Source organism: Micromonospora lutea, from assembly GCF_016863535.1.
Taxonomy (GTDB): domain Bacteria; phylum Actinomycetota; class Actinomycetes; order Mycobacteriales; family Micromonosporaceae; genus Micromonospora; species Micromonospora lutea.
The window spans coordinates 23,138-40,132 of record NZ_BOPB01000011.1; the positions used below are offsets into that span (position 1 = coordinate 23,138).

The 16,995-nt window shown below is 71.2% G+C and carries 15 protein-coding genes; 7 read left to right on the plus strand and 8 right to left on the minus strand.

The genetic code is table 11. From position 1 onward, the window contains the following. Positions 1–7 precede the first annotated feature (7 nt). Positions 8–388 (plus strand): SCP2 sterol-binding domain-containing protein, encoded by a 381-nt coding sequence (locus Vlu01_RS11610; protein ID WP_203997569.1) that lies wholly within the window; start codon positions 8–10, stop codon positions 386–388. Then, positions 385–2,418, plus strand: coding sequence for an amylo-alpha-1,6-glucosidase (locus Vlu01_RS11615; protein ID WP_203997573.1), 2,034 nt, complete (start codon positions 385–387; stop codon positions 2,416–2,418). Before Vlu01_RS11610 ends, Vlu01_RS11615 begins: the two co-directional genes overlap by 4 nt. 66 nt (positions 2,419–2,484) lie before the next feature. Here Vlu01_RS11615 and Vlu01_RS11620 read toward each other — a convergent pair whose 3' ends face one another. Together Vlu01_RS11620 and Vlu01_RS11625 are read right to left on the minus strand one after the other, a co-directional pair. Continuing rightward, positions 2,485–3,345 carry a hypothetical protein gene (locus Vlu01_RS11620; RefSeq protein ID WP_203997576.1) on the minus strand — a complete coding sequence of 287 codons (861 nt, stop codon included), beginning with the start codon at positions 3,343–3,345 and terminating at the stop codon, positions 2,485–2,487. 12 nt (positions 3,346–3,357) lie between these two features. Next, positions 3,358–3,897 carry a winged helix-turn-helix domain-containing protein gene (locus Vlu01_RS11625; protein WP_203997579.1) on the minus strand — a complete coding sequence of 180 codons (540 nt, stop codon included), beginning with the start codon at positions 3,895–3,897 and terminating at the stop codon, positions 3,358–3,360. A 292-nt stretch (positions 3,898–4,189) separates the two neighbouring features. On the opposite strand from Vlu01_RS11625, the gene Vlu01_RS11630 reads away from it, so the two are divergent. Continuing rightward, positions 4,190–8,566, plus strand: a complete 4,377-nt coding sequence (locus tag Vlu01_RS11630) for a S8 family serine peptidase (protein WP_239095847.1) — start codon at positions 4,190–4,192, stop codon at positions 8,564–8,566. Between the two features lie 86 nt (positions 8,567–8,652). Here the strand turns inward: Vlu01_RS11630 and Vlu01_RS11635 are convergent, their stop codons facing one another. From Vlu01_RS11635 to Vlu01_RS11650, 5 genes are all read right to left on the minus strand, one after another. Continuing rightward, on the minus strand, positions 8,653–8,991 hold the full coding sequence (locus Vlu01_RS11635; protein WP_203997581.1) for a DUF1416 domain-containing protein: 339 nt from the start codon (positions 8,989–8,991) through the stop codon (positions 8,653–8,655). A 1-nt stretch (position 8,992) separates the two neighbouring features. Then, positions 8,993–9,841, minus strand: coding sequence for a sulfurtransferase (locus Vlu01_RS11640; RefSeq protein ID WP_203997585.1), 849 nt, complete (start codon positions 9,839–9,841; stop codon positions 8,993–8,995). 209 nt (positions 9,842–10,050) lie between these two features. After that, a complete protein-coding gene (locus Vlu01_RS27925; protein WP_311202345.1) occupies positions 10,051–10,128 on the minus strand; it encodes an Ms5788A family Cys-rich leader peptide in 78 nt (25 codons plus the stop codon). Positions 10,129–10,200: 72 nt separating this feature from the next. Further along, positions 10,201–10,986: an LmeA family phospholipid-binding protein gene (locus tag Vlu01_RS11645; protein WP_203997588.1), complete on the minus strand. Its 786-nt coding sequence runs from the start codon at positions 10,984–10,986 to the stop codon at positions 10,201–10,203. 107 nt (positions 10,987–11,093) lie between these two features. Beyond that, on the minus strand, positions 11,094–12,125 hold the full coding sequence (locus tag Vlu01_RS11650) for a hypothetical protein (protein ID WP_203997591.1): 1,032 nt from the start codon (positions 12,123–12,125) through the stop codon (positions 11,094–11,096). Positions 12,126–12,376: 251 nt separating this feature from the next. Here Vlu01_RS11650 and Vlu01_RS11655 point away from each other — a divergent pair, with 251 nt between their 5' ends. From Vlu01_RS11655 to mshD, 3 genes are all read left to right on the plus strand, one after another. Then, on the plus strand, positions 12,377–13,114 hold the full coding sequence (locus Vlu01_RS11655) for a winged helix-turn-helix transcriptional regulator (RefSeq protein WP_275409316.1): 738 nt from the start codon (positions 12,377–12,379) through the stop codon (positions 13,112–13,114). 72 nt (positions 13,115–13,186) lie between these two features. Next, positions 13,187–14,059, plus strand: coding sequence for a polysaccharide deacetylase family protein (locus tag Vlu01_RS11660; RefSeq protein WP_203997594.1), 873 nt, complete (start codon positions 13,187–13,189; stop codon positions 14,057–14,059). Between the two features lie 53 nt (positions 14,060–14,112). Continuing rightward, a complete protein-coding gene (gene mshD / locus Vlu01_RS11665; protein WP_203997598.1) occupies positions 14,113–15,039 on the plus strand; it encodes a mycothiol synthase in 927 nt (308 codons plus the stop codon). 12 nt (positions 15,040–15,051) lie between these two features. Here mshD and Vlu01_RS11670 read toward each other — a convergent pair whose 3' ends face one another. Further along, positions 15,052–15,882 carry an NUDIX hydrolase gene (locus Vlu01_RS11670; RefSeq protein ID WP_203997601.1) on the minus strand — a complete coding sequence of 277 codons (831 nt, stop codon included), beginning with the start codon at positions 15,880–15,882 and terminating at the stop codon, positions 15,052–15,054. 142 nt (positions 15,883–16,024) lie between these two features. On the opposite strand from Vlu01_RS11670, the gene Vlu01_RS11675 reads away from it, so the two are divergent. Next, the gene (locus Vlu01_RS11675) at positions 16,025–16,993 is read left to right on the plus strand and encodes a Gfo/Idh/MocA family protein (protein ID WP_203997604.1); all 969 of its coding nucleotides are present in this window, start codon (positions 16,025–16,027) and stop codon (positions 16,991–16,993) included. Positions 16,994–16,995: the final 2 nt, after the last annotated feature.

Below are 16,995 nucleotides of genomic sequence, written 5' to 3' on the forward strand. Positions count from 1 at the left end.
TTCGGGAGTGACCAAGGCCACCGAGCAGTTCTTCGCGAGCCTACCGGCCCGCGCCCCCGAGGTCCTGCGCACCCCGGTCGCGGGAACGCTGCGAATCGACCTGTCCGAAGGGCACTGCACCGAGCACTGGCTGGTCCGGATGCGACCAGGCGTCGCCGAGGTCGACCAGGGCGCGGAGTCGAGCGACGCGACGTGGTACTGCGGGGTGGATCTCTTCGACCGGCTGGTGACCGGACGGGCGCACGCGATCGCGGCGGTCTTCCGCAACGAGAGCACTTTCCGCGGAAACGTGGTGCTCTTCCTGGCCTTCCGCCGGTTCCTGCCGTCCGCGCCGGCCACCCGGGACCCGCGCGAGGTCGCCCGCGAGCACGCCAGGTGGACCCGGTGACGGAACTGATCAGCATCCTGGACGGCAACACCTTCCTGGTCAGTGATCACCGTGGAGACGTCGAGCCGTCGCTGGACTTCCCCACCGGGCTGTTCGCCTTCGACACCCGTTTCCTCTCCACCTGGCTGCTGCTGATCGACGGTGAGCGGTTGCAGGCCCTTTCCGCCGACCACGCCGGTTGCCACCAGACCCGCTACTTCCTGGTGCCAGGCGAGCCGACCCACCTCCTGGACGCGAAGGTCTCGGTGATCAGGAGTCGGGTGGTCAGCGGGGACCTCACCGAGGACCTGACCGTGCTCAACCACTCCGGGCAGGAGATGAGTTTCACCGTCCGGATGGAGATGGGCTCGGACTTCGCGGACATCTTCGAGATCAAGAACACCAAGAGCAAGAAGGGGCACAACACGGCCACGCCGGGCGAGAACTCGTTGCGGCTGACCTATCGGCGGGACGCCTTTCATCGCGAGACGACGATCCGCAGCAGCTCCGACGCCCAGGTCGACCGCCGGGGGATGACCTTTCCGATTCGGATCGGCCCGCACGGGGAGTGGACGGTCCGCTTGACGGTCGACACCGTGATCTATGGCGCCCGCGGTCAGGATGTCCGCGCCCTGCTTCCCCTCGCGAGCAACCGGACGGCAGCGGGTATCGAGGCCGAGCACGCCGAGTTCGTCGACCGGGCGCCGAAACTGAGCTGCGACTGCCAACCGCTGGCCGGGGCGTACCGACGCAGTCTGGTCGACCTGGCCTCGCTTCGGTACGAGTCGATCACGCTCGGCGTCCGTCTGTTGGCCGCCGGCCTGCCCTGGTTCATGACGCTGTTCGGCCGGGACAGCATCTTCACCGCGCTTCAGGTGCTGCCGTTCGTACCAGACCTGATCCCACCGACGTTGACCATGCTGGCGGGGTTGCAGGGCCACCGGGTGGACGACTTCCGCGACGAGGAGCCGGGCAAGATCCTGCACGAGTTGCGCTACGGCGAGACCGCTGGTTTCGAGGAGCAGCCCCACTCGCCCTACTACGGCTCGGCCGACTCCACCGCCCTGTTCGTGATCCTGCTCGACGAGTACGAACGGTGGACCGGCGACGTCGAGCTGGTCAAACGGTTGGAGTTCGCGACCCGGGCCGCGCTGACCTGGATCGACACCTACGGCGACCTGCTCGGCACCGGATACGTCTGGTACCAGACCCGCAACCCCAAGACCGGCCTGGAAAACCAGTGCTGGAAGGACTCCTGGGACGCGATCTGTTACTCCGACGGTCGGCTGCCGAGCTTCCCCCGGGCCACCTGCGAGTTGCAGGGCTACGCCTACGACGCCAAGTTGCGCGGCGCGCGGATGGCGCGGCTGCACTGGAACGATCCGGCCTACGCGGAGCGGTTGGAGCGGGAGGCCGCCGAGCTGAAGGAGCGGTTCAACCGGGACTTCTGGCTGCCGGACAAGGAGTACTACGCGTTGGCCCTGGACTCCGACGGCACACCGGTAGATGCGCTCAGTTCCAACATCGGGCACCTGCTCTGGAGCGGCATCGTCGACGAATCCCGGGCCCGGCAGGTCGCCGACCACCTGCTCGGCCCGCGCCTCTTCTCCGGCTGGGGGGTTCGTACCCTCGCCGACGACCAGGGCCGCTACAACCCGATCGGCTACCACGTCGGCACCGTCTGGCCGTTCGACAATTCGATCATCGCGTGGGGCCTGTGGAAGTACGGTCTCCGGGATGAGGCGGGACGGATCTGCAATTCGATGTTGCAGGCGTCCCACTACTTCGCCGGCCGGCTACCGGAGGTCTTTGCCGGCTACGAACGTGACCTGACCGACTATCCGGTGGAGTATCCGACCGCGTGCAGCCCACAGGCCTGGTCGGCGGGCACACCAATGCTGCTGTTACGGGTCATGCTCGGACTCGAACCACAGGGCGAGCACCTGATCATCGACCCGCACGTGCCGCCCGGGATGGGCCGGGTGGAACTGCTGGACATCCCCGGCCGGTGGGGCCTCGTGGATGCGCTGGGTCGCAGCCGCGACGAGTAGCCGCGTCGGCCGGACGGTGACTCCCCGGCCATCCGGGCCGCGCGGTCCGCTTCGGCAACGCGTCGCTCAGCTGGTGCAGCCCGTCGTCGCGGAGATGACTACCCGGTCCGGCTGGAAATCGGCCAGCACCGCGACACCGTCGCGCCGGTAGGCGTACACGTCCGGGGTCTCCACCACCGGCGTGCCGCCGGCCAACGGCGCGAGCGCGGCCTGCGGCTCGGTGGCCACCTGGTCGACGACGGACCGGACGGTACGGGCCGCCCCGCCACCGGGGCAGGGAGCGCTCGTCACCGATTCCGGCTCCCCGGCCCGGCCGCCCAGGGCGCGCACCGCCTCGAGCAGCGAGCCGACCTCAGGCCCGGCCGGGGCGGACCCGGCCCGGCCGTAGTCGTCGCCTACCGGCCGGCACCCGGTGTCGACAGTGAACCGGATCCGGCCGTCAGTCGCCGGTCGCCCGGTCACCGTGACGAACTCGCCGGCGTCGCCGCGCAGGCGAGGACCGTCGGGGGTGAGCCGGACACCGGCCCGCCACCGCGCGGGCAGCTGGTCGGCGATTCGCTCCAGCAGGACCTGCTCCTCGCCCACTGGCGCCGCCAGATCGACCGCCCGGGTCAGCGTCGCACCGTCGGCGAGCGGGCTGATCCGGCAGCCCCGGTCGACCTCGGCCGGAATCAGCGCCGGCACACCGCCGTCAACTGCCGCCACCAGCTCACCGATGGCCCCGTCGACTACCGGCCCGGCCTGGCTGAGGGTGCGTTGTTCCCGGACGGTCGGCGGATCCTCGACCGACGAGAACCAGGTGAGGCCGGCCAGCAGCACCGCCCAGGCCACCGTCGCCGCGATCAGCCAACGTGGCCACCGGGAGTCGGTGGCCGGTGGTCGGGGACCGGTCGGCGGAGGGTACCCGGTGCGGACGGCGTTGCTCACCCGGTCATCGTGTCACGCCTGGTGCAACCCTCCGTCGGGACGCCCGTCGCCGCTCTCCGGCGGCGCGCTCAGTCGGTAGCCGACACCGCGTACGGTCTGCACCTGCGGGCCGTCGGACAGCGTCCGCAGCTTGCGGCGCAGCCGCTTCACCGCCGAGTGCAGGATTGCGGTGTCGCCCAGGTAGGCACCGCCCCAGACGGAGGCGAACAGCCGCTCGTAGCTCCACAACGTGATCGGTGGACTGGCCAGCCGGGCCAACAGTTCCCGCTCGGTACGGGTCAGCCCAAGCGGTACGCCACGCCAGGTGACCAGGTGTCCCGCCCGGTCGATTACCAGGTCCCCCCAGGTGGTCGGCCGTTCCGCGGGGCGCTCGGTGGGCACGTCACCCGGCCCGCCCGGCTCGGGCGGTGGGGCGGGAAACATCGCCCGCAGTTGGGCGAGGTCGGCGCAGATCACCACCGGCCCGACACCGTCCAGCCGCTGCACCACCCGCTGCCGGACGGTGGCATCGGAGCTGACGCAGACCAGAATCGGGAACTCTTCACCGGACACGACGCCTCCCCCGAGCGCACCCCCCTGACCTGCGACTTCCACCGATCGCCAATGATGGTCACCGATGACGCCCCGGTTGCAGCCTATCGGTCAGGATCGCGCCTCGTCACTGACCGAGTACTGACCGACGCTGTCCATTGATCACCGACGGTCGGCGCAAGAGCATGACTCTCAGCGGGCGGAGGCACCACCACCGGCCACCCACATCGCCCCGGCCGCTCCGCGCCGCCGCGTCGCGGCGCGCGGATGTGCGGGCCCGAACGGATCGGGACCGACGACGTGGGGAGGAAACTTGTTCACACGACCATCCACCCGGTCGCCACGCTGGCGGGCGGTGGCGGTGCTGACCGCCGCCGTGCTGTGTGTCACCGGTCAGCCCGCGATCGCCGCGCCGGCCCAACCGCCGGCACCGCACCGGGCGGCCGTCGACCCGGCGCTGCTCGACCAGCTCAACACCACGTCGACCGCACCCTTCCTGGTCTATCTGGCCGAGACCGCGCCGCTGGCACAGGCCAGTCGGCTGCGCGACCCCGACGCCCGGGCCGGTGAGGTGCATCGGCTGCTCACCGGCACCGCCACCCGCACCCAACGCGACCTGCGTACGTTGCTCGACGAGCGCAAGGTGCCGCACACGGCGTACTGGATCGCCAATGCAATGCGGGTCGAGGGCGACAAGGCACTGCTCGACGAGATCGTCCGCCGACCAGAGGTGGCCCGGATCGCGCCGAGCCGCAGCTACCCGCTGATCGTGCCGACCTCGACCGACACGGCGCGGGCCCGCACCGCCGCCGTCGAGTGGGGACTGACCAACATCGGCGCCCCCCGGGTGTGGGACGAGTTCGGTGCCCGCGGCGAGAGCGTCGTGGTGGCCAACATCGACAGCGGTGTGCGTTACGACCATGCCGCCCTCGTCGCCTCCTACCGGGGCAACCTCGGCGGCGGCAACTTCGACCACGCGTACAACTGGTTCGACCCGGCCGGCGTGTGCGCCAGCGCCGCTCCCTGCGACAACCACGACCACGGCACCCACACCATGGGCACCATGGTCGGTGACGACGGTGCCGGCAACCAGATCGGCGTCGCCCCCGGTGCCAAGTGGATCGCCGCCAAGGGCTGCGAGTCGAACGACTGCTCGGACGCCTCGCTGCTCGCTGCCGGGCAGTGGGTGCTCGCCCCCACCGACGCCGCCGGCCAGAACCCCCGACCCGATCTTCGCCCGGACATCGTCAACAACTCCTGGGGCGGGGACGGGGGTGACCCCTGGTACCAGCAGACCGTCGCCGCCTGGCGGGCGGCCGGCATGTTCCCCGTCTTCTCCGCCGGCAACGACGGCCCGGCCTGTGGCAGCGCCGGCTCACCCGGTGACTACACCAACGCGTACGCGGTCGGCGCGTACGACGTGAACAACACCATCGCCGGATTCTCCGGGCGCGGCTCCGGCACCGAGGAGCTGAAGCCGAACATCGCCGCGCCCGGCAGTGGCGTCCGATCCAGCGTCCGTAACGGTGGCTACGCCTCGTTCAGCGGTACCTCGATGGCCGCCCCGCACGTGGCCGGCACCGTGGCGCTGCTCTGGGGGGCATCACCCGGTCTGCGCGGGGACATCGCCGCCACCGAGGAGTTGCTGGACCGCACGGCCCGCGACGTCGACGCCACCACCTGCGGAGGCACCCCGGCCGACAACAACGTCTTCGGTGAGGGGCGACTCGACGCGTACGCGGCGGTGCGGGACGCCCCCCGTGGACCGGTCGGTCGGGTCACCGGGGTGGTCACCGACTCCGGTGCCGACGACCCGGTGCCCGGCGCGACGGTGACCGACGGCACCCGCAGCACCACCACCGGCACCGACGGGCGGTACGCGCTCACCGTGCCGGCCGGCGAGACCACGCTCTCGGTCAGCGCCTACGGCTACGCCGGCCAGTCGGCGACCGTCACGGTGTCCGACGGCGGCACCGTCACCCAGGACTTCGCTCTGCTGGCCACCCCGACGGTCACGGTCAGCGGAAAGGTCACCGATGGTTCCGGCCACGGCTGGCCGTTGTACGCCAAGATCGAGGTGACCGGCCGGTCCGGCGATCCGATCTTCACCGACCCGGTGACCGGCCGCTACTCCGTCGCCCTGCCCGGCAACACCTCATACCGGTTGACCGTGACCGCCCAGTACCCGGGCTACCGCACCGTCACCCGCGAGGTAGCCGTGGGCGGCGAGGCCACCACGATCAACCTGGCGGTACCCGTCGACGCCGCCTGCACCGCTGCCGGATACACGGCACGATTCGGCTCGCCGCTGCTGACCGAGAGCTTCGACGGGACGAGCGCGCCATCCGGCTGGACGGTGGCCAACCGCACCGCCTCCGGCGGTTGGGTCTTCAACGACCCGCGCTCCCGGGGCAACCTCACCGGCGGCACCGGCGGCTTCGCCATCATCGACAGCGACGCCCTCGGCTCCGGCAACACGCAGGACACCGACCTGATCGCCCCGCCGGTCGACCTGTCCAGCACGGCGGCACCGGTGCTGCGGTTCCGCAGCGACTGGCGAGCCGTCGGCGTCAGCGACACCGCCGACATCGACGTCTCCACCGACGCCGGGGCGACCTGGACCAACGTCTGGCACCAGACCGCCAGCCGGCGCGGCCCCCGGATCGAGGAGGTACCCCTCGACCCGGCCGCGAACGCCGCGTCCGCGCTGGTCCGCTTCCGGTTCAAGGGCACCTTCGCCTGGTGGTGGCAGGTGGACGACGTGGAGGTGGTCAACCGTGAGTGCGCGCCGGTGCCCGGCGGGTTGGTGGTCGGGACCACCACCGACCGCAACACCGGTGACCCACTCAACGGTGTGACAGTGGTCAGCGACGACCAACCCGAGAACCGGGCGGTCTCGGCGGCCACGCCCGGGGATCCGGCCGAGCCGGACGGCTTCTACTGGTTCTTCTCCGGGCTCACCGGCACCCACCCGGTCACCGCCGAGCGCACCCCGTACGCGCCGGTCACCAAGGAGGTGACGGTCACCGCCGACAAGGTGAAGCGGGCGAACTTCGCCCTCGCCGCCGGCCGGCTGACCGTCAGCCCGACGACGATCGAGTCACATCAGCCGTACGGCAGCAGCCGCACCACCCGGGTTACGGTTCGCAACACCGGCACCGCACCGGCCAGCGTCGACCTGGTGGAACGCGCCGGCCGGTTCGAACTGCTCAGGCGCGACGGCGCACCGCTGCGGGAGCAGAAGGTGAAGGGGATCAGCAAGGCCCGCACCGGCACCGGGTACGGCGGGGCGGCACCGGCGGCCACCACCGCCGAGGACGAGGCGTGGAGCGAGATCGCCAAGCTGCCGGCGTCGATCTTCGACAACGCCGCCGCGTGGCTGGACGGGAAGATCTACTCGGTCGGTGGTGGCGGTGGCACCGGCACCGAACGCAAGGCCTGGGCGTACGACCCGGGGCCTGGCGCCTGGAGCGCCCTGCCCGACCTGCCGACGGTGCGGTCCAAGCCCGCCGCGGCGGCGGTCGGCGGCAAGCTCTACGTGATCGGTGGGTGGGGCGCTGACGACGCCACCGTCGCCACGGTCGACGTCTTCGACCCGGTCGCCGGCACGTGGAGCACCCTGGCGGGAGCGACCAACCCCGCCCCGGTCGCGGCGGCCGGCGCGGCGGTGGTCGGTGGGAAGGTGTATCTGGTGGGTGGCTGCGCCGACGCCACCTGCACCGACAGTGACAAGCTGGTGGTGTTCGATCCGGCCACCGGCTCGTTCAGCACCGGTGCCGCCTACCCGCACCCGGTGTCCTGGTTGGCCTGCGGCGGGATCGGCGCCTCGGTCTACTGTGCCGGCGGCACCGGCAGCACGGAGTACACCGACGCCTACCGGTACGACCCGGCTGCAAACACCTGGAGCCCGCTGCCGGAGCTGCCGCTGGAGCTGTGGGGCTCGCAGTACGCGGCGGCCGGTGGGCTGCTGGTGCTGGCGGGCGGCGTGACCGATGGATCGACCGTGGTGACCAACCGCACCGTCGGCTTCGATCCGGCCACCGGGGCCTGGCGTGACCTGCCCAACGTCCGGTTCGGCCGGTACCGAGGGGCCGCCACCTGCGGCGCGTACAAGATCGGGGGGTCGCCCAGTTCCTTCGTGGGCAGCGCGGACAGCGAACGGCTCGGTGGTCTGGAACTCTGCGCCGCTCAGGCGGACCTGCCCTGGTTGAGCAGTTCCCCGACCACGTTCACCCTCGCGCCGGGTGAGTCGAGGACGGTGACGGTCACCCTCACCGCCACCGAGGCGGCTGGCGTCGCCCAACCTGGTCGGTACGCGGGCGAACTCGCCATCGCCTCCGGCACCCCCTACCCGGTCACCCCGGTCTCGGTGGAGATGAACGTGTCGCCGCCGGCCAGCTGGGGCAAGATCCGGGGCACCGTCACGGGTACCACCTGCGGCGGCGTGACGGTCGGCATCCCCGCGACGGTACGGGTGAACCTGATCTCGGCCGGCACCGGTACGACGTTGACCGCCGACGGGAACGGCCACTACGACCGGTGGTTGCCGAAGGGTCGCTACGAGGTGATCGTGGCCAAGGACGGCTGGGTGCCGCAGGTGCAGCGGCACCGGGTCGAGGCAGGCATCGTCGGCACGCTCGACTTCGCCCTGGAGCCCGCCTCCACCTGCACCAGAGCCACCGGAATCTGATCCTTTCAACCGGCGACCGATACGGCGGGTGGCCCGCATTCCTCCCTCGGGAGGGATGCGGGCCACCCGGCCGATCAGAGCGTGGGTCAGTCGGTGACGGTGACGCCCACTTCGTTGATGCCGCGACCGGCGGTCACGGTGGTGTCCCCGTTGCCCTGACGGGAGAGCGCCCGCAACGTCCAGGCACCCGGCGCGGCGAAGAAGCGGAACTGACCGGCCGGGGAGGTCACCACCTCAGCGGTGAACTCACCGGTCGAGTCGAGCAGCCGGACGTACGCGCCCGGAACCGCTTCGCCCTCCGCAGAGCGAACGACACCGGTGATGACGGTCTCCCGCTCCAGGTCGAGGCCGGCGGGCAGCGGGGCGGCCTGGTCCGGGGCGGCGCAGCCGGCGGCGGCGGTGCTTGCTGCGGTGGGTGCGGTCATCTCAGGCCTCCCCCGGCTCATCGCCGAGTGCCACCGGCACACCGACCAGCGAGCCGTACTCGGTCCAGGATCCGTCGTAGTTCTTCACGTTGCGGTGGCCGAGCAGTTCCTGGAGCACGAACCAGGTGTGCGAGGAGCGCTCGCCGATGCGGCAGTAGGCGATGGTTTCCTTGCTGTCGTCCAGCCCGGCCTCGCCGTAGATCTTGCGCAGTTCGTCGTCGGACTTGAAGGTGCCGTCCTCGTTGGCCGCCTTCGACCACGGCACGCTGATCGCGGTCGGGATGTGGCCGCCGCGCTGTGCCTGCTCCTGCGGCAGGTGAGCGGGGGCGAGCAGGCGGCCGGCGAACTCGTCGGGGCTGCGCACGTCCACCAGGTTCTTCGTGCCGATCGCGGCGACGACCTCGTCGCGGAAGGCCCGGATGCTGGTGTCCGGCTCGCTGGCGGTGTACTGCGTCGCCGGGCGGGTCACCGTGTCGGTGACCAGCGGGCGGGCGTCGAGCTCCCACTTCTTGCGACCACCGTCGAGCAGCTTGACGTCGCCGTGACCGTAGAGCTTGAAGTACCAGTACGCGTACGCCGCGAACCAGTTGTTGTTGCCGCCGTAGAGGATGACGGTGTCGTCGTTGCTGATGCCCCGCTCGGACAGCAGCGCCTCGAACTGGGTCTTGTTGACGAAGTCCCGACGGACCGGGTCCTGAAGGTCGGTCTTCCAGTCGAGCTTGATGGCACCGGCGATGTGGCCGGAGTCATAGGCGGAGGTGTCCTCGTCGACCTCGACGAAGACGACGCCCGGGGCGTCGAGGTTCTTCTCGGCCCACTCGGCCGAAACGAGTGCGGTGTCGCGACTCATCAGATCACTCCCTGGTGAGGATGGATGGTGAGCCAGCGCGCGGAGGTCGTGGGATGTAAGGTGTCGCACCACGCGCGGGACCCATAGCTAGGAACGGATCACGGGTTCGTGCGACGGCGCCGCTGCCGGACGTCCGGTGGGTGCACCGGGAACTAGGTACGCGTACCCCGAGTGCCTTGGCCGCTAGGCGGCCCGAGACAGCCCCGCCGTCAGATGACGGGGCGACACAGGCAGGTGGCCACGCGGCACAGGTCGACCGCGCGCCGTTTGGTGAGGAGCGTCCCCATGACCAGGGAGCCTACCAGCGATCCCAGATATCTCTATCGGGCCGACCAGCATCCGGGACGCCGACCCGGCGGTCAGCCAGCCGAATTGATCGGCACGTCCCGCGCATCGGCGGTCACGGTCAGCCCCTGCGGCTGCGGCCGGACCTCCCGGACGGTGAGCTGGAACGGCAACTCCGGCAGGGGTACGTCGACCGAGATGCTGCGCGCGAAGTTGTTCACCAGGGTGCGCGCCAACGGCACGTCCGGCAGCCCTTCGGCGTTCAGGTCCTCGAACTGCAACGCCACCTGACCCTGCTCGCCGACGACGATGTTGGCGGTGCCGGTGACGGTCAGCCGCTGGCCGAGGATGTCCACCGGGGCGGTGACGGCGAGCTGCCCGTCCTGCTCTCCGAGAGTCAGTCCTTCCCGGTCCAGCAGCGCCGCCAGGCTCTGGTAGCTGATGGTGCCGGTGCCGTTGACCGTCTCAGCCACCACCTCGCCCTGGCCGGTACGCAGGGTGTCGAGTGAGGCCCGGACGTTCCGGGCGTCGACGTCGAGACTGGGCAGCGCGACCGCGTCGCCCTGCACCGAGGCCTGCACGTCCCGCAGCTTGATCGAGATGCGTTCGTACCGGCCGTCGAGCACCTGGGTGAGGAACGGAAAACCGCCCACCTCGACCTCGGGTGGTGCGGACTGCGCGCCCTGCTCGGCGACCTGCTGGCGTACCTCGTCGGCGATGGTGCGCTCGGCCACGCTCGCCGCCACCCGGTCGGCGATGACGATCAGTCCGGCGAGCACGAGCAGCAGGACGACGAACCCGATCAACACCTTGCGCCCGCGTCGCCGTGGCCGCTGTCCGTACGTCTGCTCCTGCTCCACGCCGCCTCCTGTCTTGTCGTACCTCGATGCCGCCAGTGGCGAACCGGTGGTACCCGTGGTCCGGATTTCTCAATCTCGCGTGGTCGGCTCGCACCGCGCGTCGACGGTCAGAGCACCAGCCGACACATCAGGTACGCGGCCGGCGCTGCCATCGCGAAGCCGCCGAGCGGCCCCTGCACGTGCCGTGCGGCCCAGATCGACGGCACCTCGCCGGCCATCAGCCGGCCCGCCTCCGCGTAGCTGACGGCGAGATCGGCCAGCACGGCGACAACCGCCGCCACCAGGCCGATGATCGCGGCCCGGGTCGGGGTGAACGGGGTGACCAGGTAACCGCCGAGAAGCGCGCTGGCCAGGGTGCCGACCATGGCGCCGACGACCACCCCCGCCGCTCCCCGGGGCACCTGGGGGGCCAGGCGCGGCCAGGCCGCGACCGCGTCGATGACTCTCGCGACGGTCAGCGCCACCCCGGCGGCGGTGAGACAGACCGCGATCGCCTGGGTGCCGGACGGGATCCGACTGAGCACGATGAGCGTGGCGAAGGCGACCGATCCGAACACGGTGGTCGCGGTGGTCCGCAGCGAGTCGGTCACCCGGACCCGGTCCACCCGCCGGACCAGTTGACCGAGCACCGCGGCGAGCACCCCACCGACCGCGATGAAGAGGAGCAGCGCCAACCGGGCCTCGGCCGACCGTACCGCCACGACGTCGGCGGCCACCGCGGTCACCACGCCGGCCCCGAGCACGACCGCCAGCGCGGGTGGCCGGGTGACCATGGTCCAGGAGAGCACGAACAACACCTGCACGCTGAGCACCACGAGGGTGAAGGGCAGCCGGTACCCGGGAGCGGAGGTCTGCGCGGCGACGACCAGGCCGAGACCGAGCAGCGCGGCGAAGCCGCCGATGGCGAGGGAGAGCTGCCGGCGTACCTCGACCGGTGGTTCGTCCTCGTCCTCGTCGTCGGCGTCCGCCTCGTCGTCGGGGCGACGGGCCGAACCACCGCGGCGCAGCCGGCGCGGGCCGCCGGAACGTCTCTCCTCGGTCTCCACGCCCGGACCGGTACGCGGTGCCGCGCCTCCCGGGGAGGAGGGTTCCTCGGTCCACGGGTCACGGCCGGTCTCGGGCGAGTTGGAGGGAAACACCCACCGATCGTGCCAGACCAACCTCACATCGCGGGTGCCAGCGTTTCCACGACGTTAAAACCTGAGCCGCGATCAGGGGCAGATAGGGCAAAGAGGAAATCACGCCAAGGTGGTGAGCGAGTAATCCGTTACGCTCAACGGCGAAACCCGCCCGTCAGCGACGCCGGGACCCACGGAAGTTCCCAGCGCACACCCCGCAGGAGTGCCGCTGGTCGCGTGCGGCCGCGACGGCCGCCGGGACGGAGGTAATCGTGGAGATCCTGCTGTTGGTGAGCGCCCGGGCAGGCGAACCATCCGCCGTGTTACCGGCGCTGGACCTGCTACCGCACTCGGTCCGCACCGCGCCCCGCGATGTCCGCACCCTGGTCGCCGGCCCGAGCCCGGACGCCGTGCTGGTCGATGCCCGCTCCGAACTGAGTGAGGCCCGGGCCACCTGCCGGATGCTGCACGCCACCGGGCTCGGCGTACCGCTGGTCGCGGTGGTGACCGAGGCGGGGCTGATCGCACTGAACGCCGACTGGGGCGTCGACGACGTCATCCTCGCCTCCGCCGGCCCGGCCGAGGTGGAGGCCCGGCTGCGGCTCGCGGTCGGCAGGCTGAGCAACGCGACCGCCGGGGCCGGTGGTTCCATCCGGGCCGGTGAACTGATGATCGACCCGGACACCTACGCCGCGAAACTCAAGGGCCGCCCGCTCGACCTCACCTACAAGGAGTTCGAGCTGCTGAAGTTCCTCGCCCAGCACCCGGGACGGGTGTTCACCCGCGACCAGTTGCTGCGCGAGGTGTGGGGCTACGACTACTTCGGCGGTACCCGGACGGTCGACGTGCACGTGCGTCGCCTGCGAGCGAAGCTCGGCTCCGAGTACGAGTCGATGATCGGCACCGTCCGCCAGGTGGGCTACAAGTTCGTGGTGCCGCCGTCGCGGGGCCTGTCGGAGACGGCCGAGCATGCGCCGCTGCCGATGCGAGCCCTCGCGACCGAAAGCTAAAATTCCCATATGCCCTTTTTGGTCGACTTACGCGTCTTATGGTGACTGCCAGTTGACCAGCGGGGGGCATCGGTGGGCGGTAACCACGTGGGGGCGGCCCGGGCCGTCGGAATCATCACGCTCGTGGTGACGGCGGTGCTCGGCTCGGCGTACCTGCTCGGACGAAGCCTGATACCCGACCCGTCGCCCACCGGCACCACCGTCACCGCGACCGGCGCCGACCACCCCGAGTACGCGGACCAGTCCGGGCCCACTGACACCGAGCCCGGCACCACCGGATCCCCGGACACCGGGCCGAACGGATCGCAACGCTCCGACGGGCAGGAGCCGGACGCGAACGTCGGCCCGATGGGTACCCGGGTGAGCACCGGCACCGCCGGTGTCGCGCTCACCTTCGACGACGGACCGCATCCCGACTACACCCCCCAGGTTCTGGCGATCCTGCGCGAGTACCGCGTCACGGCCACCTTCTGCGTGGTCGGCAAGAACGCTCAGGCGTACCCGTGGCTCGTCGAGCAGATCGTCGCCGAGGGGCACACCCTCTGCAACCACAGCTGGGACCATGACGTCGCCCTGGGTGCCAAGTCATCGGAGTGGATCCGGACCGATCTGATGCGGACCAGCGAGGCGATCCGCGCGGCGGCGCCCGACGCGCCGATCGCCTGGTACCGGCAGCCCGGCGGCGCCTGGACCTACTCGGTCGTCTCCGTCTCCCGGGACCTCGGCATGACACCGCTGCACTGGACGCTCGACCCGTCCGACTGGCGGGTGCCCGGGGCGAACCGCATCACCGCCTCGGTGCTCAACGGCATCCGACCCGGCTCGATCGTCCTTCTGCACGACGCGGGTGGCGACCGTCAGGGCACCGTCGACGCGCTGTACCGAATCCTGCCGGAACTGGCCGGGAGGTTCGATGTTCAGGCGTTGCCACCGCGCGGACTGTGACGGCCTCACCCGTCCCTCCGGCCGACATACGTCGCTCCCGCTACGGTGAGGCGATGAGCAGCACCCAGTCGAGCAGCGACCAGGTCAGCCGCGTCGACCGGCTCGGCCCGGCGGAGATCGCCGAGATACTGGCGCTCGCCCGTACCGCCGGTGACGCCGACGGGGCCGACCCGATGGACGAACACGTGTTGCTCCGCCTGCGTGACGGGTACGCCGCCGCGAGCCACCTGGTTGCCCGCGCCGCCGACGGCACGCTCACCGGGTACGCCCACCTCGACACGTCCGACCCGGACCACGGCGTCGGGGTGGAACTGATGGTGCATCCGGCGTACCGGCGGCGGGGCACCGGCCGGATGCTGGCCCGAGGGGTGCTGGCGACCGCCACCGGGCCGTTGCGGGCGTGGGCGCACGGCGACCATCCGTCGGCCGCCGCCCTCGCGGTGGACCTCGGCTTCCAGCGCGCACGGGTCCTCTGGCAACTACGTCGACCGCTCGCCGCCCCGCTGCCCGAACCGCGCCTGCCCGACGGGGTGACCCTGCGCGCGTTTCGTCCCGGCAGCGACGACGAAGCCTGGTTGACGCTCAACGCGCGCGCCTTCGCCGACCATCCGGAGCAGGGCCGGTGGACCGCCGAGGACCTGCGGGTACGCCTCGCCGAACCGTGGTTCGACCCGGCCGGTTTTCTGCTCGCCGTCGAGTCGACGACCGACCGGCTGCTCGGCTTCCACTGGACCAAGGTGCATGAGCGACCAGGTTCCGCTCGCATCGGTGAGGTGTACGTACTCGGCGTGGAGCCGACCGCGCACGGTGGTGGGCTCGGCCGGGCGCTGACCGCGGCCGGGCTGGCGTACCTGCGCGACCAGCGCGGGCTGGACCGGGTGATGCTCTACGTCGACGAGTCGAACACCGGGGCGGTGGCGCTCTACGAGCGGATCGGCTTCGCCCGCTGGGCCGCCCACGTCAACTACCAGCTTGGTTGACCCGTCACCGGCTCAGGTCAGATAGAACCGGGGCCGGTCCACGTCGGACAGATCCAGGCGCGGCGTGATCGGGGTGGCCGCATCGCGGGTCGCCGCAGCCTCCGCCACCGCGGTCAGGTCGGTGCAGGCGGCCACCTCGCCGAGGGTGACCAGGGTCGGCGGGAGCATGGTCAGCTGACCGGTGGCGGCCCGCTCCCCCGCGTCGGCGGGCCGGATCCACAGCGTGTGGTCGGCCTCACCGGAGACGTCGCGGGTCCGCTGTCCCTCGGGCAGCAGCGCCACGAAGAAGTACGTGTCGAACCGGCGCGGCTCGAACTCCGGGGTCACCCACCGACTCCAGGGCAGCAGCAGATCCGACCGGAGGGTGAGCCCTCGCCCGGCGAGCAGGTCGGCGAACCCGGTGCGCCGCTGTTCCAGGTCGGCTCGGGCGGCCTCCCAGCCGTCGTCGCTGACGTCGCCGACGACCCGGGACGGGTCCGGCCCGGCGAGCAGCACACCGGCCTCCTCGAAGACCTCACGGGCCGCCGCGCAGACCACCGCCTGCGCCGCAGCCGGGGCCAGTCCGAGGCGTACGCCCCAGTCCGCCGGTGTCGGCCCGGCCCAGTCAAGATGGGTCGTGGAGTCCGAGGGGTCCACGCCACCGCCCGGGAAGGCGTACATGCCGCCGAACGCCATCGCCGCGACCCGGCGGATCAGGTAGACCTCGAAGCCCTCGCCGGCCGGGCGCAGCAACAGCACGGTGGCGGCCACCTTCGGCACGGCGGGCGCCGCGCCGGAGTCCCGGAACCGGCGGGCGTGCTCCACCAGTGTCGGCGGCGCCGGGAAGCCACGGTCCATCGTCATGCGCCGAGACTAGAGTGCGGTGACCAGCGACATCCGCCGGGTCCGGGCCTCGCCACCAGGCCGCCGACGTTCCTGGCCCCCTACTGTCCCGACCCATGGATGTCCAGTACAGCCCTCTGCTGATCTTCGGTAGCGTCGCGCCATGACTCGTTGGGGCATCCTGGCCACCGGCCACATCGCCGCCCGCTTCGCCGAGGACCTCCGGCTGGTGCCGGGGGCGGAACTTGTCGCGGTCGGCTCACGCACCGCCGAGACCGCGAAACGCTTCGCGGAACGGCACGGTGTACCACAGGCGTACGGCTCCTGGGCGGAACTGGCCACGGACGCCGACGTCGATGTGATCTACGTCGCCACCCCGCACGCCGCCCACCACGAGGCGGCGCTGACCTGCCTCACCGCCGGCCGGCCGGTGCTGCTGGAGAAGCCGTTCACCCTCGACCTGGCCACCAGCACCGAGCTGATCGACACCGCCCGCGCCGCCGGGATCTTCCTCATGGAAGCGATGTGGATGCGGTGCAACCCGCTCATCCGGCGGGTCTGCCAGTTGATCGCCGACGGCGCGATCGGCACGCTGACCGGGGTCCGGGCCGACTTCGGCGTTGCCGGCCCGTTCCCACCCGAACACCGGATGCGCGCCCGGGCACTCGGCGGCGGCGCCCTGCTGGACCTGGGCGTCTACCCGGTCAGCCTGGCGCACCTGCTGCTGGGCGTACCGCAACACGTGCGGTCCTGGGCGAAGCTCGGCCCGGAGGGCACGGACGAGAACACCGGCCTGGTCTTCGGGTACGACTCCGGCGCCGTGGCCACGCTGAGCTGCAGCATGGTGGGGGCCACCGGGCTCACCGCCTCGATCACCGGCAGCACCGGACGGATCGACCTGCCCGAGCCGTTCTTCCGGCCCGACGGGTTCACCCTGTACCGGGCCGGCGCGGAGCCGGAGACGATCACCGAGGAACTGGTGGGTTCGGGCTATCAGCACGAGGCCATCGAGGTGCAGCGGTGTCTGGCCGAGGGGCTGACCGAGAGTCCGCTGGTGCCGCACTCGGCCACCCTGGAGATCATGGGTCTGCTGGACGACATCCGCGCCCAGATCGGCGTCTCCTACATCTGAGG